An 18,580-nucleotide genomic window follows, 5' to 3' on the forward strand; every position below is an offset into this window, starting at 1 on the left:
CCCGGCATGCACACGCACGGACAGGTTAAAGCTGCTTAACTCCATTGCATACAATTGGGAGTTACTGCCCATAAATTAATCTGTCGATATCCTGATCAGAATTCAGGCAACATAGAGACTCCCATATTTTCAAGACCTTATCCGCAATTGAACGCTTCGTAGCCTATGGCACGAAGCTTGCGACACGTGTCCCCGAGCTCCGCCAGATCGGCGGCAGCCGCGAGATCGAGGCGGGCCATCCGCCCAGGGGAGCAAGCAATGGATTTTGGCAGGATTTCACGACGGCATTTGTTGCAAGGCGGTACGGCCCTGACCCTCGGCGCCGCGGCTGGCCTCCGCCCGGCCTTCGCAGCGGAGACGACCATCGGCTTCATCTATGTCGGCTCGCGTGACGACTACGGCTACAACCAGGCGCACGCGCAGGGGGCAGCGGCGCTGAAGAAGATTCCCAGCCTCAAGGTCATCGAGGAAGAGAAGGTGCCGGAGACCGACGCGGTCGAGAAGACGATCGAGTCCATGATCAATCTCGACGGCGCCAGCCTGCTCTTCCCGACCTCGTTCGGCTACTACAATCCGCACATGATCAAGATGGCCAACAAGTACCCGAAGCTCCGCTTCGAGCATTGCGGCGGCCTGTGGAGCGACAAGGATCCGAAGAACGCCGGCAGCTATTTCGGCTATATCGACGAAGCTCAATACATCTGCGGGATCGTCGCCGGCTACACCTCGAAGAGCGGCAAGCTCGGCTTCGTTGCGGCCAAGCCCATCCCGCAGGTGCTGCGCAACATCAACGCTTTCACGCTCGGGGCCAGGCTCGCCAATCCCAAGGCGACCACGCAGGTCATCTTCACCGGTGACTGGTCGATGCCGGTCAAGGAAGCCGAAGCCACCAACAGCCTGATCGACCAGGGCGTTGACGTGCTCACCTGCCATGTCGACGGTCCCAAGACCATGGTCGAGAATGCGGCACGACGCGGCGCCTTCGTCTGCGGCTATCACACCAACCAGTCGCCGCTCGCGCCGAAGGCGTATCTCACCGGCGCGGAGTGGAATTGGGAAGCGCTCTATCCGAAGTTCGTGAAGATGATTGCCGCCGGCGAGAGCATCCCGAACTTCTACCGCGGCGGCCTCAAGGAAGAGATCGTCAAGACATCGCCCTATGGCGAAGCGGTTTCCGCAGAGGCCCGCAAGCACGCCGACGACGTAAAAGCCAAATTCCTGTCGGCTGAAGGCTACGCCATCTTCAAGGGAGGGCTGGTCGACAACAGGGGCAGGACCGTGATCGCGGCCGGCACCGATCGCGGTCAGAAGGATCCCGAGCTCGAGAAGATGGACTATCTCGTCGAGGGTGTGATCGGAGCCACTTCGTGACAACGGAAGCTGCGGATCCCCTTGACGCGGCCGGGACGATCGCCCCGGCCGCCGATCCCGGCTTTCTCCAGCGCCACGGCGCAACAATTGAATACATCCTCATCCCGGGCGCGGCGCTCGTCGGCGCGCTCGCGGTCTTCGGCATCTTCGTCGCGATGTTCGACAAGAATCCGCTCGACCTCTATTTCTACATGTACTACGGCGCGTTCGGCACCTGGTTCTCCTGGCAGAACACGCTCACGCGCGCTGCTCCCTTAATCCTAACAGCACTCTGCACGGCGCTGCCCGCGCAGCTCGGCATGGTCATCATCGGCGGCGAAGGCGCGCTCCTGATCGGCGCATTGTCGGCAACCAGCGCCGCATTGGCGCTCCAGGGCCTGCCGCCGCTTGTCGTCCAGATCGCCATGGTCATCGCCGGCGTGCTCGGCGGAGGCTCGTGGATCATGCTGTCGGGCGGCTTGCGACAGTATCGCGGCGTCAACGAGACCATATCGAGCCTCTTGCTCGTCTACATCGCGCTCGCAATCCTCAACCATCTCGTCGAAGGCGCGATGCGCGATCCCGCGAGCCTCAACAAGCCCTCGACGCGCGAGATCGGCGCCGCCAACATGATCGGCACCATTCCCGGCACCGATGTGCATTGGGGCCTGGTGTTCGGCCTGATCGCCGCGATCGCCGCCTACGTCCTGGTCTATCACACCGTGTTCGGCTTCGCCGCGCGGATTGCCGGCGGCAACATCCGCGCCGCGAAGATCGTCGGCCTCGGCGTCGACAAGCTGATACTGACCGTTTGCTTCCTTGCCGGCGGCGCCGCTGGCCTTGCCGGCATGGTCGAGGTCGCCGCCGTGCAAGGACGCACCAATGCCAACCTTGCGGCCGGCTACGGCTTCACCGGCATTCTCGTCGCCTTCCTTGCGCGGCAAAATCCGCTCGCCATCATCCCCGTCGCCATCCTGCTCGGCGGTATCAGCGCCAGCGGCGGCCTGCTGCAACGGCGCCTGGGACTGCCGGATGCGTCCGTGCTGGTGCTCCAGGGCATCATCTTCGTCTTCGTGCTGGCCAGCGATGCGCTCTACGGCCGCACCGGGTTCCTGAAGGGAAAATCCTGAGATGGCAGACGGATCGATCGGACTCTGGACCGTCCCGCTCGCCGTGCTCGGCGGCGCCATTCGCGTCTCCACGCCGTTCCTGTTCGTGAGCCTAGGGGAATGCATCACCGAGCGCTCCGGCCGCATCAATCTCGGCCTCGAAGGCACGTTGGTGATGGGCGCGATGAGCGCCTATGGCATCTCCTATCTCACGGGCTCACCGTGGCTTGGCGTGCTCGCCGCCGGCATCACCGGCGCCCTTTTGGGCGCGCTGCACGCCGGCATCTGCTCGCTGCCGCGCGTCAACGACGTTGCAGTCGGCATTGCGCTGATGCTGTTCGGCACCGGGCTTGCCTTCTACCTTGGAAAGCCGCTCATCGAGCCCACCGCGCCGCGGCTGCCCGCCATCGATTTCGGCTGGTGGAGCGACGTCCCGCAGGTCCGCGCTGCGCTGCGTGTCAACGTCCTTTTCCTGATCGGCCTCGCGCTTGCGCCGATCCTGTACTGGGCCTTCCGCACCACGCGCTGGGGCTTGCTCATCCGTACCGCCGGCGAGAGCTCGGACGCCGCGCGCGCGATGGGCCACTCCGTGCTGCTGATCCGCCTGCGCGCCACCATGGTCGGCGGCTTCCTCGCCGGCATCGGCGGCTCGTTCCTCTCGCTGTTCTATCCCGGCAGCTGGAACGAGGGACTCTCCTCGGGCCAGGGCATCACGGCGGTCGCGCTCGTGATCTTCGCACGCTGGGATCCTCTGCTGTGCCTATGGGCCTCGCTCGCCTTCGGCGGCGCCGCGGCGCTGGGGCCGGCGCTGCAATCTGTCGGCGTCACCTCCGGCTATCACCTCTTCAATGCCGCGCCCTACATCCTGACGCTGGCGATCATGATCGTCACCTGCTCGCCCAAACGCACACTGACCGGCGCCCCGGCCGAATTGTCGATCACCCGCTAGAGAGCAGGATTATGCCCGAGCGCCACATCAAATCCGAACCCTATGCCTGGCCCTACAACGGCGATCTTCGTCCCGAGAATACGGCGCTCATCATCATCGACATGCAGACCGATTTCTGCGGCGTCGGCGGTTATGTCGACAAGATGGGCTACGACCTCTCGCTAACGCGGGCACCGATCGAGCCGATCAGGAAGCTGCTCGCTGTGATGCGCAGCCAAGGCTTCCATATCATCCACACCCGTGAAGGCCACCGCCCCGATCTCTCCGATCTTCCCGCTAACAAGCGCTGGCGCTCGCGCCAGATCGGCGCCGGCATCGGCGATCCCGGGCCCTGCGGCCGCATCCTGGTGCGTGGCGAGCCCGGCTGGGACATTATCCCGGAGTTGGCACCGCTGCCGGGCGAGCCGATCATCGACAAGCCGGGCAAGGGCTCGTTCTGCGCCACCGACTTGGAGCTGATCCTGCGCGTGCGCGGCATCGATAATATCGTGCTGACCGGGATCACGACCGACGTCTGCGTTCACACTACGATGCGCGAGGCCAACGATCGCGGCTTCGAATGCGTGCTGCTGCACGATTGTTGCGGTGCGACCGACAAGAGCAACCATGACCACGCGCTGAAGATGATCAAGATGCAGGGCGGCGTGTTCGGCGCGGTCTCAACCTCCCACGCCGTCATCGGAGCGATTTCGTGATCATCGGCGAAACCCCACCGCCGTCAGGCGCCTTCGGCGTCGACGCCGTCGCCATGACGATGCGCTTCGGCGATTTCCTGGCGCTGGACAATGTCGAGCTGAAAGTGCGGCCGGGCTCCTTCCACGCGCTGCTCGGCGAAAACGGCGCCGGCAAGTCGACCCTCGTCAAATGCATCATGGGCTATTACCACGCGACCGAAGGCGGCATCCTCGTCGGCGGGCGCGAGCAGGCGATCGGCAATCCGAAGGAGGCCCACGCGCTCGGGCTCGGCATGGTCTATCAGCATTTTACGCTGGTGCCCGCGATGACCGTCGCGGAAAACCTCGTGCTGGCCCGCGACGACGTGCCGGCCGTGGTGAACTGGCCGAAGGAGATGAAGGAGCTCGAAGCGTTCTTGAGCCGCATGCCCTTCAAGGTGCCGCTCGGCGCGAAAGTCGCGGACATCTCTGCCGGCGAACGGCAGAAGTGCGAGATCCTCAAGCAGCTCTGCCTCAAGCGTCGCTTCTTGATCCTGGACGAGCCGACCTCGGTGCTAACGCCGGCAGAAGCCGACGAGGTGCTCGGCATGCTCCGCGATATGGTCGTCAGGGGCGAGCTGACCATCCTGATGATCACGCACAAGTTCCGCGAGGTCATGGCCTTCGCCGATGACGTCACGATCCTGCGTCGCGGAAAGCTCGCCGGAGCCGGCAAGGTCGCCGAGCTCACGCCGGACGCGATGGCACGCACCATGATCGGCGCCGAGCAATTGACGGTGCAGCCGCCGCGCACCGGCGCGGCTGGCCAAGCCAGGCTCGAGCTGCAAAAGCTTCGCGCACTCGACGATGCCGGCGCAGTCGCCGTGCATGACGTCTCGCTCACCGTCCGCGCCGGCGAGATCGTCGGCATTGCAGGTGTTTCCGGCAACGGCCAACGCCAGCTGGTCGAGGTGCTGGCGGGCCAGCGCGAGGCCGAAAGCGGCGAGATCCGTGTTGCCGGCGATCCCTACCGCGCCAGCCGTGAGGAAATGCGGCGGCACAAGATGTCGCTTCTGCCCGAGGAGCCGCTGAAGAACGCCTGCGTCGGCGGCATGAGCGTCGCCGACAACATCGCCTTCCGTGAATTCGACCGTGCACCCTTCGCCCGTGGCGGCTGGTGGCTCAATCGCGGCGCCTTTCGCGACGACGCCAGGACGAAGATCGCGCAGTACAAGATCAAGACCCGCACGCCGGACACGCCGATCTCGGCCCTGTCGGGCGGCAACGTGCAACGCGCCGTGCTCGCCCGTGAGCTAGGCGGCGATGTCGAGGTTCTGATCGCGGCCAATCCCTGTTTCGGCCTCGACTTCGCCGCGGTGGCGCAGATCCACGCCGAGATCATGGCCGCGCGCAACCGCGGCGCCGCCGTGCTGCTCGCCAGCGAGGACCTTGATGAGCTGCTCGAACTGTCCGACCGGCTGGTGGTGATGTTCCACGGCGAATTCGTGTATGAAGCACCGACCAGCGAGGCCGATCTCACCGTGATCGGCCGGCACATGGCGGGACACTGACCAGGGACTAGCGATGAGCGGCGCATCCGAGTGGGACGAGCACTTTCTGCGTCTAGCCTTCGCGGTCGCCCGCCGTTCCCTCACCCATGGCAATCATCCCTTCGGCTGCATCGTCGTCGATGCCGACGGCAACGTGCTGATCGAGACCGAGAACGGCTATCTGCCGGATCATGACGGCACCGCGCATGCCGAGCGCTTGGCGGCGACGCAGGCCTGCCGCACGCTCAGTCGCGAGGTGTTGGCGATGGCGACGCTCTATTCCTCCGCAGAACCCTGCGCGATGTGTTCTGGCGCGATCTACTGGGCCGGCATCGGCCGCGTGGTCTACGGTCTCAGCGAGCACCGCCTGCGCGGCCTTACCGGCAACCATCCGGAGAATCCGACGCTCGACCTACCCTGCCGCGAGGTCTTTGCCAGCGGACAGCGCCCGACCGAGGTGGTCGGGCCTTTGCTGGAGGACGAGGCCGAGGCGCTGCACGAGGGCGTGTGGACGAAGTAGCAGCATATCCAAAAGGGGATGACGCCGCGGAGGTTCGACGCGGCGCCATCGTCTTTCACCTGGAGAGCGTCAGATGACTAGAACTTTACGGTGATACCGGAGTAGAGCGAGGACTCGGTGCAGGAGCCGGTGCTCACCGTCCGGCCACCGACGGCCGTGGTACAGCCGACGGCAAGATTGTGATCGAGGCCGAATTTGTTCTGCCAATAGCGATAGGCCACCCAGACATCCACGAAGTGGGAGTACTTGTCACCCCAGGCTGCCTTCGAGGCATCGAAGGTCAGACGGATCGGTTCTGAGTTTAGCTCAACCGCGGTGTTGTAGACGCCATCCGCCGGGCTGTAGGGCAGCGGCTCGGTGTCGGTGCCCTTCTTGCCGTACCATCCGGCACGGCCGCTGATCGAGAAGTACTGCATGTTCGGCGGCAGGAAGCCGAGGTCCATGTAGTAATTGACTTCGACAGCCCAGGTTGGCTTGAACGACGTGTTGCCGTCCGCCAGACACGTGATTCCGGGAACGCCCGGGCCGAACAGGCCACACTGGCTGAAGGAATTGTGGTTGGCGAACTCCCAATAGACCAGCGGCGCGACGTTGATGTAGCCCTTGTAGGGCAGGTCGAACGCGAACTGCAGACCGCCGACGACGTCGCGCTTGGCGGCGCCGAAATACCTGTTCTCGGTATTGGCGTCCATGCCGACTTCGAACGAGATGTTGTGCAGCGGCCCCGCGCTGAAAGCCTTGGTGTCGAAGAGCTCGTTCCAGCCGAAGGTCGAACGGAACAGGCCATAGATTTCGGTCGCACCGGCGCAGGATGCCGGCGTGCCGAAGATCGTGCCCGCATTGGTGCAGGGCCCCGCCGGGTCATTGTGATCCGACTTGTACATCGAGATGGTGAAGAAGTTCGTGCCGTACGCCCAGGCGTCGAAATGGGTGAACGAGTAGACCTGCTTTGTGGTCTTGCTGTTGATCGACCCATCCGGCCGGAACGACCACGCGCCCGGCTGCGAAGCGTTGAAGATGTACGAGAAGGTGACGCGGTTATCGATGACCAGGAAGAATGGAAGGTCCGGCGCCTTCTTGGCCGCCTTCACTGGCAGATCCGCCGCCTGAGCTAGACCACCGGTGGCCAGCGTAGCAAGTGACAGCGCCGCTGCTGCCATTGCCGTGTAACGAAACGACATCCTGAATACCCCCAAGTTTGGACGTTCAAAAATGAACGTCCCTGGGTGCGACACTTGCGCCGATCTCCCGGAGTGCGAAGCCTCAACTTTTCACATGGCGTGCCGCTTGTTGCGGCAGCACGCGACGTATCAAGGAGGAGATTGCAAAGTGGCCGGACGCGGTGAGCACGAGCGGCGAGGATCGCTATTGCCGAACATTCCCGATTGTTTTTATTCGGATTTTCTGATCGCGCCCCGATGCGAAGCCGAGTTGAAGCAGACGTCGCGAGCGCTGTGCTCTGAGCGATGGATGGACGGACCTACGATTGCTCAACATGGCGTCAAGCCAGCCCACAGGGTTCCGATTTGGCTTGAACCGTCACAAATTTGCAACAGGCACCCAGCGATCGTCACACCCATGGACCGGCACACCGGCACTGCCACGCCTGCCGCGGCGTTGAGCAAGGCATGACGCTTTTTCGCATCTTACGCGGCGGGCCAAACTAGCTCAGTATTGAAGCACTTCATCCATGCCGATGCATCAGCGAATGTTCGATCCGACGCCTCAACGCCTGCACTCCAGCGAGCCCCCGCTGCTTCAAACGGTTGAGCTCACCAAACGCTATGGGGACTTCATCGCCAACGATTCCATCGACATCGAGATCCGGCCGAGGGAAATCCACGCGTTGCTCGGCGAGAACGGCGCCGGCAAGTCGACGCTGGTCAAGGCAATCTACGGATTGATCCAGCCCAGCGGGGGCGAGATCCGCTGGCACGGCGAACCAATCGTGCTGTCCGGTCCCTCCGACGCGCGCAGCCGCGGCATCGGCATGGTGTTCCAGCATTTCTCGCTGTTCGACAATCTCACCGTCGCCGAGAACGTCGCGCTCGGCCTCGATGGCAAGGAACCCTTCAAGGACATGTCGGCGCGGCTGGAGCAGGTGTCGAAGACCTACGGACTGCCGCTCGATCCCCGGCGAGAGGTCTGGCAATTGTCGGTCGGCGAGCGCCAACGTATCGAGATCGTCCGCGCGCTGATGCAGGATCCGAAATTTCTGATCCTGGACGAGCCCACCGCGGTGCTGACGCCGCAGGAGGCCGACCAGCTCTTCATCGTGCTGGAGCGGCTCAAGGCCGAAGGCCGCGCCATCCTCTATATCAGCCACAAGTTAGACGAAGTGAAGCGGCTGTGCGACACCGCAACGATCCTGCGCGGCGGCAGGAAGATCGAGACCTGCAATCCCCAGCGCGAGACCGCCGCCTCGCTCGCGCGCATGATGGTCGGCGGCGAGATCAAGCAAGTGAGGGCCGCATCCGGTCGCAAGACCACTGTGCCGCGGCTCGTCGTCAACGATCTCTCGCTGGCCCCTGCCGAGGCGCATGGCGTGCGGCTCGAGCACATTTCCTTCGAGTTGAAGGGCGGCGAGATCCTGGGCATCGCCGGCGTCGCCGGCAACGGCCAGGATGAGCTGTTCGCCGCACTCTCCGGCGAGCGCCTGTCGAAGCACTCCGGCACCGTCGTGATCGAGGGTATCGCCGCCGGCCACCTCTCGATCACGCAGCGGCGCAAGCTTGGCGCCGCCTTCGTTCCCGAGGAGCGGCTCGGTCACGGCACTGCACCGCGCATGAAGCTGTCCGAGAATGCGCTGCTCACCGGGCATGCCGCCAGCGGCATGGTTCGTCACGGCTTCATCGATACGGCGGCCACGCTCAAGACCGTCGACCGCGCGACCGAAACGTTTGACGTGCGCAAGGCCAGGCGCGATCCGGAAGCAGCATCGCTTTCCGGCGGCAATCTGCAGAAATTCATCGTCGGACGCGAGATCCTGCGCAACCCCGCGGTGCTGGTGGTGAGCCAGCCGACCTGGGGCGTCGACGCCGGCGCCGCCGCGATCATCCGCCAGGCGCTGCTTGATCTCGCAACCGCAGGCGCCGCGGTGCTCGTAACCAGCCAGGACCTCGACGAGCTCGCGGAGATCGCCGACCGCATCGCCGTGATGTTTCACGGCCGGCTGTCGGCCCCACTCGCCGCCAGCGAGGCGAGCCGCGAAAAGCTCGGCCTTTTGATGGGCGGCAGCAGCCTGGAGCCGAAGGAAGCCACGCATGCAGTTGGTGCTTGAGAAGCGCGCCGAGCGCTCCAACACGATCGCGCTGATCTCGCCGCTGATCGCGATCGGCCTGACGATCGTGACGATGGTCATCCTGTTCGCGATCCTCGGCAAGAATCCGCTGCTCGCCTTGCATGCCTATTTTATCGCGCCCCTGACCGACGGCTATTCGCTCCAGGAGATCGCCGTGAAGGCGACACCGTTGGTGATGATCGCGATCGGGCTCTCGCTCTGCTATCTCGCCAATGCCTGGAATATCGGCGCCGAGGGACAATTCCTGATCGGCGCCGTCGCCGGAAGCTGGATCGCGGTGAAGACGCAAGGTACTGACATCGGCCCTTGGGTTTTGCCGGCCATGCTCGTGCTCGCCGCCGCCGCGGGCGCGCTCTATGCGCTGATTCCGGCGATCTGCAAGGTGAAGTTCGGCGCCAGCGAAATCCTGACCAGCCTGATGTTGGTCTATGTCGCCGACCTCTTCCTCGACTATCTCGTGCGCGGGCCCTGGCGCGATCCGCACGGCTTCAACTTCCCGACCACGGCCGAGTTCGATCCGATAGCGACGGTGCCGCTGCTGATCGAAGGCGGCAGGCTGCATCTCGGCGCGATGATTGCCCTGCTCGTCGTCGCAGCCGTGGCGATCCTGCTGGGGCGCACCATCAAGGGCTTTGAGATCCGCGTGGTTGGCGCAGCGCCGCGTGCCGCGCGGTTCGGCGGCTTCAATGCCGACCAGCTCGTCATCCTCACCTTCGCCATCTCCGGTGCGCTGGCGGGCCTCGCCGGCATCATCGAGGTCGCGGGCCCCGTCGGGCATCTCCAGCCCGGCATTTCGCCTGGTTACGGCTTTACTGCGATCATCGTGGCCTTCCTTGGCCGGCTGAACCCGCTTGGAATATTAATTGCAGGCCTGTTCCTCGCATTGACCTTTATCGGCGGCGAGCAGGCGCAGATCGCGATGAAGATTCCGTTGGATGTCACCAAGGTTTTCCAGGGCATTCTGCTGTTCTACGTGCTCGCCTGCGATTCCCTCATTCTCTACCGTTTCAAGCTGCTCTTCCCGAACCGACAGGTGACCCGTGGAGCTGGTTGAGGCCATCATCCTCGCGGTGCTCGCGGCGTCGACGCCGCTGCTGATTGCTGCGACCGGTGAGCTCGTGACCGAGCGCTCCGGCGTGCTCAATCTCGGTGTTGAGGGCATGATGATCGTCGGTGCGGCCTGCGGCTTTGCCGGCGCGTGGCTCACCGAATCCACCTTCATTGGTGCGCTGTTCGGCATCGTCGCGGGCACGTTGATGTCACTGATCTTCGCGCTGATGACGCTCGGGCTCGCCGTCAACCAAGTTGCGACGGGTCTCGCGCTGACCATCCTCGGCATCGGGCTCTCCGGCCTGATCGGCGCCGGCTTCGTCGGAGAGCGCATCACGCCGGCAGTGCACCTCACCATTCCCGGCCTCACCGAGATCCCGCTGATCGGGCGCGTGCTGTTCGGCGAGGACGGTTTCGTCTACTTCTCGGTCGCACTGATCGTCGGCGTCTGGTGGTTCCTGCGCCGCACGCGTGCGGGATTGATCCTGCGCGCCTGTGGCGACAATCATGCCTCCGCGCATGCGCTCGGCTATCCCGTGCTGCGCATCCGCACCTTTGCCGTCATGTTCGGTGGCGCCTGCGCAGGGCTTGCGGGCGCTTATCTGCCGCTGGCCTATACCCCGTTCTTCATTCCCGGCATGACGGCAGGCCGCGGCTGGATCGCACTGGCGCTGGTCGTGTTCTCGTCCTGGCGGCCGGGCCGGCTCGTCGTTGGTGCTTATCTCTTCGGCGCCGTGACGATCCTGCAATTGCACGCCCAAGGCTGGGGCGTCGGCATTCCCTCGCAGTTCATGTCCGCGCTGCCCTATCTCGCAACCGTTATCGTCCTGGTCCTGCTCTCCCGCGCGCGCACCGGCGGCTCGACCGCGCCGGCCGCGCTCGGCACCGTGTTCGTGCCTGACCGCTGAGTTTTCATTTCCGCAGCGTGCGCGATGGGGCGCGCGCGTTGCGGATCATGGCTTTCCCCTGATGTTTGGAGACTGATGATGAGGAAATCACTTCTTGCGCTGGCTGCCGGGCTTTTGCTTGGCGGGAGCTTCGGTGCAGCGTCCGCCGCCGACAAGCTGAAGGTCGGCTTCATCTATCTGGGTCCGATCGGAGACCTCGGCTGGACCTATCAGCATGATCTCGCCCGCCAGGCGCTGGTGAAGGAATTGGGCGATAAGATCGAGACCACCTATCTCGAGAACGTGCCCGAAGGCCCGGACGCCGAGCGCTCGATCGAGCAGCTCGTCCGCGCCGGCAACAAGCTGATCTTCACGACGTCATTCGGCTACATGGACCCGACGCTGAAGGTCGCCAAGAAGTACCCGAACGTGCATTTCGAGCACGCCACCGGCTACAAGCGCAACCCGAACATGTCGACCTATTCGGCGAAATGGTATCAGGGCCGCTACATTCAAGGCCTGATCGCGGCCAAGATGTCGAAGTCCGGCGTGCTGGGCTATATCGGCTCGTTCCCGATTCCGGAAGTCGTCTCCGGCATCAACGCGACGATGCTGGCGGCGCAGACCATCAACCCGAACATCAAGGTCAAGATCATCTGGGCCAACACCTGGTTCGATCCGGGCAAAGAGGCCGACGCCGCCAAGGCGTTGATCGATCAGGGCGCCGACGTCATCATGCAGCACACGGATTCTCCGGCCGCGATGCAGATCGCGAGCGAGCGCGGCAAGCTCGCCTTCGGCCAGGATTCCGAGATGATCAAGTTCGGACCCAAGACCCAGCTGACCTCGATCCTCGACACCTGGGGCCCCTACTACATCGAGCGCGTCAAGGCCGAGCTCGCCGGCACCTGGAAATCCGAGGACACCTGGGGCGGCCTCGACAGCCACATGTTCGCGATGGCGCCCTATACCAACATGCCTGATGACGTGAAGAAAATGGCCGAGGATGCCCAGGCCGCGATCACAGCCGGCAAGCTGCACCCGTTCAAATGCCCGATCATTGGGCAGGACGGCAAGCCGGTCGAGTGCAAGGGCGGCGATCACCTCGATGACGGCCAGATTCTCGGCATGAATTTCTACGTGAAGGGCATCGACGACAAGCTTCCGGGCAAGTAGCACGCTTCTTGCTTTGACCAGATCACCTGCTCCTCCCGGAGGAGGTTCGGAGGGGGTGGCCAGAAGCACCCGGCACTTGTGGTCGCCCCCTCTTTTATCCCAGCTGCATGCTCCGCGCCGCCGAGCTGTGGCGGCGGATGAGGTCCGCCACATCGAGGCCCGGGATGGCGCCATCAACCACGGCCCATCGTCCCGCAACCATCACCCGATCGGCCCGATGCGCCCCGCACAGCACCAATGCCGCCAGCGGATCGCCATGGCCGGAGAAGCGCAGCTCGTCGAGCTTGAACAGCGCGAGATCGGCGGCCTTGTCGACCGCGATCTCGCCGAGTTCCGGACGGCCCACGCACGCCGCCGAGCCCCTGGTGGCCCAGCGCAGCGCGTCCTTGTGGCTGACCTTTGTCACGCCGTAACGGGCCCGTTGCAGCAGGAATGCGGCGCGCACCTCCTGCATCAGGTTCGACCCGTCGTTGGAGGCTGAGCCGTCGACGCCGATGCCGACGCCGACGCCGGCCTCCTCCATCTCGCAGACGGGACAGCAGCCGGACGCCAGCAGCTGGTTGCTGCACGCGCAATGGCTGATCGTCGTCCTGGCCTTACCGAGCCGCTTGATCTCGTCGGCTTTGAAGAAAATTCCGTGAGCGAGCCAGGTTCGCGCATGCAGCCAGCCGCATTGTTCGAGATAGTCGAGCGGGCGGCAGCCATACATCTGCTCGCAGAACTTGTTCTCGTCCTCGGTCTCGGCGAGATGGGTGTGCAGGCGCACATCGAGCTTGTCGGCGAGCTCGGCAGTGGCGCGCATCAAGGATGTCGTCACGGAGAATGGCGAGCACGGCGCGAGCGCGATCTGCACCATCGCATCCGCACCGCGCTGATGATGCTTGGCGACCACGCGCGCGCTGTCGGCGAGAATGGTGTCCTCGTCCTGCACGACGCTGTCGGGCGGCAGGCCGCCGTCGCGCTGCGACAGGTTCATCGAGCCGCGCGTGAGCAACACGCGCACACCGAGCCGCTCCGCCACCGCCACCTCGATATCGACAGCGTCTTCGAGACCTGCCGGGAATACGTAATGGTGATCGGTCGTCGTCGTGCAGCCCGACAACAGCAGTTCCGACATCGCGACGGTGACGCCGAGCTCCAGCGCCTCCGGCGTCAGCTTCGCCCACACGGGATAAAGCGCCTGGAGCCAGGGAAACAGCTCGCGATCCATCGCCGCCGGCAGCGCCCGCGTCAGCGTCTGGTAGAAATGGTGATGTGTATTGATGAGGCCGGGCAGTACGACGTGTTCACCGGCATCGAACACCGCGACATCCGCGGTCGCAGGCGTCCCGCCAGCCGGCACCAGTTCGACAATCCGGCCATCCTTCACCACGACCCCGCGCTCGGCCCCGTCGGCGAGGACGGCCAGGGGGTCCCTGATCCAGATCGCACTTGCGTCGGTCATGATTGCCGCTTCTCCTCACATCCCTGATGGCGGGCCTGCAAGGCCGAGGCCAGGCCCATTGCGTTCCGGCTGCGACTTGTTGTTGCGACTTGGCTCCGGTCTTGCAAGACTTTCTCTTGCCCGATTCACCCGGCAGAAGCGTTGGCGCAGCCATGGATTTGAATACCATCACAGCAGTCGCCCATCCGCAAACACGCGCACAGCTGCCTGCCTGGACGGCAGGCGACGCTTGGCTCGCGGGCGGCACCTGGCTGTTCTCGGAGCCGCAAATACACCTGAGGCGGCTGATCGATCTCACCGACCTGAAATGGCCGGCGCTGACGATCACCGAGAGCCATCTCAGCATCGCCGCCACCTGCACCATCGCAGAGCTCGATAGTCTCGCCTGCCCGTCCGACTGGCTCGCGGCGCCGCTGATCGGCCAGTGCTGTCGGGCCTTCCTTGCTTCGTTCAAGATCTGGAAGACGGCAACGGTCGGCGGCAATCTCTGCATGTCGCTGCCCGCGGGACCGATGATCTCGCTCACATCAGCGCTCGAGGGCATCTGCACCATCTGGAAGGCCGACGGCGGTGAACAGAGGATCTCCGTCCCCGACTTCGTCACCGGCAACCAGCGCAACCGCTTGACGTCAGGCGACCTGGTCCGGCAGATCGATATCCCGATTGCCGCGTTGAGGCGCCGTACCGCGTTTCGCCAGATCTCGCTGGCGCCTGTCGGCCGCTCAGCGGCGCTTCTGATCGGCAGCCTCGATCCGGACGGCACGCTGACTTTGACGGTGACCGCATCGACGGTGCGGCCGATCCAGCTCACCTTTCGCAACAGCCCGGACCCGAATGCGCTTCGCGATGTGATCGCGCAGCAGATCACGGACGACCTGTACCATACCGACATCCATGGTGAGCCGCTCTGGCGCAAGCACATGACGCTGCGGCTCGCAGAGGAGATCCGCGGCGAGCTCCTGGGGGGATCGCCATCATGAGCTTCGAAGTCAACGGCAAGGCGTTTGCGCAGGAGCCGCGCGCCGGCCAGTGCTTGCGCACGTTCCTGCGCGAGCTCGGCCATTTCGGCGTGAAAAAGGGCTGCGATGCCGGTGATTGCGGAGCCTGCACGGTGCTGCTGGATGGCGAGCCGGTACATAGCTGCGTGATCCCGGCGTTCCGCGTCCAGGGGCGCACCGTCACCACGATCGAAGGTCTTGGCGGGGACCACGGCGTCCATCCGATGCAGCAGGCGTTCCTCGATGCGCAAGGCTTTCAATGCGGCTTCTGCACCGCCGGCATGATCCTGACCTGCGCCTCGCTGAACCAGGCGCAGCGCACCGATCTCGGCATAGCGTTGAAGGGCAATATCTGCCGCTGCACCGGTTATCGTTCGATCGAGGATGCGATCCTCGGCAAGACCAATGTCGAGGCGAGCGTCGAGGCCGGCGCCGCATTCGGCCGCAGCCTGCCGGCCCCTGCAGGTCCCGACATCGTGCGCGGCAAGGCGCGCTACACCTTCGACACCGCCATCGACGGACTGCTGCACATCAAGCTGCTGCGTTCGCCTCATGCCCACGCCAGGATCGTTGCGATCGACAAGTCGGGCGCCCTTGGCGTCCCCGGGGTCCAGGCCGTGCTGACGCATGAGGATGCGCCGCCTGTCCTGATTTCGACCGCGCGGCATGAGAAGGAGTGGATGGATCCCGAGGACACCCGCATCCTCGACGACGTCGTCCGCTTCGTCGGCCAGAAGGTTGCCGCCGTCGTTGCCGAGAGCGAAGCGGCCGCCGAGGAGGCGTGCCGTCGGCTGAAGGTCGATTACGAGATCCTGCCCGCGCTGATTGATCCGGAGCAGGCGATGGCGCCGGGCGCGCCCGTCGTTCATCCTGCCCGCACCATCGCGAACCGCGTCGCTGACGCCCAGCGCAATCTCGTCGCGGAGACGCATGGCGAATTCGGCGACGTCGCCGCTGCGCTCGCGACCTCCGCCGTCACCTTCGAGGGCACCTTTCACAGTCATCGTGTGCAGCACGCCGCATTGGAGACCCATGGCGGCCTGGCCTGGCTCGACGACGCGGGCGTGCTCAACGTCCGCACCTCGACGCAGGTCCCGTTCCTGACCCGGCGTGCGTTGGCCGATATCTTCAGGCTTCCCATGGACAAGGTCCGCGTGTTCTGCGAGCGCGTCGGCGGCGGCTTTGGCGGCAAGCAGGAGATGTTCGTCGAGGACGTCCTGGCGCTCGCTACGCTCAAGACCGGGCGGCCGGTGAAACTCGAGCTGACCCGCGAGGAGCTGTTCATCGCGACCTCGACGCGCCACCCGATGCGGGTCCACATCAAGGCCGGCGCGGATGCCGCAGGCAAGCTCACCGCGCTCCAGCTCGACGTGCTCTCCAACACGGGCGCCTATGGCAATCACGCCGGCCCCGTGATGTTCCACGCGCTGGCGGAATCCATCAGCGTCTATAATTGTCCGAACAAGCGCGTCGACGGCGCCGCCGTCTACACCAACACGGTGCCGGCGGGTGCGTTTCGTGGCTACGGCCTGCCGCAGGCATTGATCGCGGTGGAGGCCGCGATCGACGAGCTGGCGAAGCAGCTCGGCATCAGTCCCTACGAAATGCGCCGGCGCAACATCGTCAGGCCCGGCGATCCCATGCTGTCGCCGCCGCCGTCCGAATATCACGACGTCGTCTATGGCTCCTACGGGCTCGACCAGTGCCTCGACCTCGTCGAGCGCGCGATGCAGGCCGATGGCCCGCAACCGGACCTGTCGCCGGAATGGCTGATCGGCGACGGCATCGCGCTGACCATGATCGACACGGTGCCCCCGGCGGGCCATATCGCCGACGCTATGATTGCGCTCAACGACGACGGCAGTTTCGACCTGACCGTCGGCACTGCCGAGTTCGGCAACGGCACCAGCACCGTGCACCGGCAGATCGCGGCAACGACGCTTGCGACCACCGTCGACAGGATCCGCCTGCGCCAATCCGACACAGCCCATGGCGGGCACGACACCGGCGCCTATGGCAGCGCGGGCATGTTTGTTGCCGGCAAGGCGACGCATGCGGCGGCCATCCAGCTTGCGACCGAGCTGAAAGCGACGGCCGCAGACGCCTGGCTGTGCGATGCTGGGAGCTGCGCGCTTGAAGCTGACGCCGTCGTTAGCGGCGTCCGGCGCATGCCTTTTACGGAGCTGGCGAAGCTCGCGCGCGAACGGGGACAGCCGTTGACAGGCATCGGCAATTCGGACGGCACGCCCCGCTCGGTCGGCTTCAACGTGCAGGGTTTTCGCGTTGCCGTGAACAAGGGCACCGGCGAGCTCAAGATTGTCAGGAGCGTGCATGCGGCCGACGCCGGCGTCGTCGCCAATCCCATGCAATGCCGCGGGCAGGTCGAAGGCGGTGTCGCGCAGGCGCTCGGCGCCGCGCTCTACGAGGAGATGGTGATCGACGCAGACGGCCGCGTCAGCAACCCGAAGTTCCGCGACTACCACCTGCCCTCCTATGCCGACGTGCCCCGCACCGAGGTGTTCTTCGCCGAGACGTCCGACACGATCGGACCGCTGGGCGCGAAGTCGATGAGCGAGAGTCCGTACAATCCGGTCGCGGCCGCGCTCGGCAACGCGATTGCCGATGCCACCGGCATCCGCTTCACCGCGCCGCCCTTCAAGCCGGACCGGCTGTTTCCGGCGCTGCTCAAGAAGTTTGGCGGCTAGCTGCCGCGATAGGTCGAATAGCTCCACGGCGTGACCAGGAGCGGCACGTGATAGTGCCCCTCCGGCTCGCTGACCGCAAAGCGCAGCGGAATCTCGTCGAGGAACGGCGGGTCGGACAACGGCACGTTACGCCCGGCGTAATATCTGGCAACGCTGAACCTGAGCTCGTAGCGGCCGATCGGCACGGGGCGACCGCCGATCAGCGGCTGATCCGTGCGGCCGTCCGAGTTGGTCACAGTGCGCGCAATGACACGATTCTCGCCGAGGTTCGCAAGCTCGACCAGCCCGACCGGGATGCCGGGCGCGGGCTTGCCCGTGTGATTGTCGAGCACATGCGTCGACAGCCGGCCGTGCACCTTCAGCTTGTCGTCGGCGACGATGAGCTGATCCAGCCGCAGCGCGGAGATGCGGCCGATCTCCTCGATCGCACGCCTTGTCTCGGTCTTGACGATGTTGAGCAGCCGCGTCTCGAAGTCACGCAGGACGGAATCCCTGGTGTGACGGCGCACGCAGACGATATAGGGGAAGCCGAACTTGTCCCGATAGGCATTGTTGACGCGCTCGAACGCCGCGAACTCGGCGTCTGACAGCCGGTCGAGGCCGGCGCTGTTTTGCTCGTCGGTCGATTCCGCCGTGAGACCGGCGGCGCGCTGCGTCTTGTTGGCAAGATCGGGATGCGCACGGATCAATGCCAATTGCACGTCCGGTTCAGCGCTCTGGATCGCCGCCATCAGCGCGGCGTGCAACTGGTTGATGCCCGCGAACGGCCGCTTGCCGGCGAGCTGCTCGGCGATCCATGGCGAATATTCGACGACGTTGGCGAGTGCCGCGACGAAATCGGCTTTGCTTGCGGCGTTGAGGTCGGCGAGCGAGATCTGCGACATCACC

The 18,580-nt window shown here is 64.7% G+C and carries 15 protein-coding genes; 12 read left to right on the plus strand and 3 right to left on the minus strand.

The genetic code is table 11. From position 1 onward, the window contains the following. The first annotated feature begins 258 nt into the window (after positions 1-258). Genes IVA96_RS34550 through IVA96_RS34575 form a run of 6 tightly spaced genes read left to right on the plus strand, consistent with a single transcriptional unit; the run spans position 259 to position 6,131 of the window. Positions 259-1,371, plus strand: coding sequence for a BMP family ABC transporter substrate-binding protein (locus IVA96_RS34550; RefSeq protein ID WP_247422193.1), 1,113 nt, complete (start codon positions 259-261; stop codon positions 1,369-1,371). Continuing rightward, positions 1,368-2,480 (plus strand): ABC transporter permease, encoded by a 1,113-nt coding sequence (locus IVA96_RS34555; RefSeq protein WP_247422195.1) that lies wholly within the window; start codon positions 1,368-1,370, stop codon positions 2,478-2,480. The genes IVA96_RS34550 and IVA96_RS34555 overlap by 4 nt, the downstream gene beginning before the upstream one ends. A gap of 1 nt (position 2,481) precedes the next feature. Beyond that, positions 2,482-3,408 carry an ABC transporter permease gene (locus IVA96_RS34560; protein ID WP_247422197.1) on the plus strand — a complete coding sequence of 309 codons (927 nt, stop codon included), beginning with the start codon at positions 2,482-2,484 and terminating at the stop codon, positions 3,406-3,408. An 11-nt stretch (positions 3,409-3,419) separates the two neighbouring features. Beyond that, the gene (locus tag IVA96_RS34565; RefSeq protein ID WP_247422199.1) at positions 3,420-4,103 is read left to right on the plus strand and encodes an isochorismatase family cysteine hydrolase; all 684 of its coding nucleotides are present in this window, start codon (positions 3,420-3,422) and stop codon (positions 4,101-4,103) included. Then, positions 4,100-5,632, plus strand: a complete 1,533-nt coding sequence (locus IVA96_RS34570; RefSeq protein WP_247337093.1) for an ATP-binding cassette domain-containing protein — start codon at positions 4,100-4,102, stop codon at positions 5,630-5,632. The genes IVA96_RS34565 and IVA96_RS34570 overlap by 4 nt, the downstream gene beginning before the upstream one ends. A 13-nt stretch (positions 5,633-5,645) precedes the next feature. Continuing rightward, positions 5,646-6,131: a nucleoside deaminase gene (locus IVA96_RS34575; protein WP_247301878.1), complete on the plus strand. Its 486-nt coding sequence runs from the start codon at positions 5,646-5,648 to the stop codon at positions 6,129-6,131. 77 nt (positions 6,132-6,208) lie between these two features. Here IVA96_RS34575 and IVA96_RS34580 read toward each other — a convergent pair whose 3' ends face one another. Next, entirely contained in the window at positions 6,209-7,312 is a 1,104-nt protein-coding gene (locus IVA96_RS34580) for a hypothetical protein (protein ID WP_247422201.1), read from the minus strand. Between the two features lie 509 nt (positions 7,313-7,821). Between IVA96_RS34580 and IVA96_RS34585 the strand changes: the two genes are divergently transcribed. The 4 genes from IVA96_RS34585 (at position 7,822) to IVA96_RS34600 (ending at position 12,545) form a co-directional block, all read left to right on the plus strand. Further along, positions 7,822-9,411 (plus strand): ABC transporter ATP-binding protein, encoded by a 1,590-nt coding sequence (locus IVA96_RS34585; RefSeq protein ID WP_247422203.1) that lies wholly within the window; start codon positions 7,822-7,824, stop codon positions 9,409-9,411. Then, complete coding sequence (locus IVA96_RS34590; RefSeq protein ID WP_247422204.1) at positions 9,395-10,486, plus strand: ABC transporter permease; 1,092 nt, start codon at positions 9,395-9,397, stop codon at positions 10,484-10,486. The genes IVA96_RS34585 and IVA96_RS34590 overlap by 17 nt, the downstream gene beginning before the upstream one ends. Then, a complete protein-coding gene (locus tag IVA96_RS34595; RefSeq protein WP_247422205.1) occupies positions 10,473-11,390 on the plus strand; it encodes an ABC transporter permease in 918 nt (305 codons plus the stop codon). The genes IVA96_RS34590 and IVA96_RS34595 overlap by 14 nt, the downstream gene beginning before the upstream one ends. A 78-nt stretch (positions 11,391-11,468) precedes the next feature. Beyond that, positions 11,469-12,545 (plus strand): BMP family ABC transporter substrate-binding protein, encoded by a 1,077-nt coding sequence (locus tag IVA96_RS34600; protein WP_247301892.1) that lies wholly within the window; start codon positions 11,469-11,471, stop codon positions 12,543-12,545. A 94-nt stretch (positions 12,546-12,639) separates the two neighbouring features. Here IVA96_RS34600 and IVA96_RS34605 read toward each other — a convergent pair whose 3' ends face one another. Then, positions 12,640-13,989, minus strand: coding sequence for an 8-oxoguanine deaminase (locus IVA96_RS34605; RefSeq protein ID WP_247422206.1), 1,350 nt, complete (start codon positions 13,987-13,989; stop codon positions 12,640-12,642). Between the two features lie 152 nt (positions 13,990-14,141). Here IVA96_RS34605 and IVA96_RS34610 point away from each other — a divergent pair, with 152 nt between their 5' ends. Both IVA96_RS34610 and IVA96_RS34615 read left to right on the plus strand, forming a co-directional pair. After that, entirely contained in the window at positions 14,142-14,969 is an 828-nt protein-coding gene (locus IVA96_RS34610) for an FAD binding domain-containing protein (protein ID WP_247422207.1), read from the plus strand. After that, a complete protein-coding gene (locus IVA96_RS34615; protein ID WP_247422216.1) occupies positions 14,966-17,692 on the plus strand; it encodes a molybdopterin cofactor-binding domain-containing protein in 2,727 nt (908 codons plus the stop codon). Before IVA96_RS34610 ends, IVA96_RS34615 begins: the two co-directional genes overlap by 4 nt. Here IVA96_RS34615 and uraD read toward each other — a convergent pair. Continuing rightward, positions 17,689-18,576, minus strand: coding sequence for a 2-oxo-4-hydroxy-4-carboxy-5-ureidoimidazoline decarboxylase (gene uraD, locus IVA96_RS34620; RefSeq protein WP_247422217.1), 888 nt, complete (start codon positions 18,574-18,576; stop codon positions 17,689-17,691). The genes IVA96_RS34615 and uraD overlap by 4 nt on opposite strands. Between the last annotated feature and the right edge of the window lie 4 nt (positions 18,577-18,580).

It is taken from the genome of Bradyrhizobium sp. 159, assembly GCF_023073795.1.
In the GTDB taxonomy this organism is placed as follows: Bacteria; Pseudomonadota; Alphaproteobacteria; order Rhizobiales; family Xanthobacteraceae; genus Bradyrhizobium.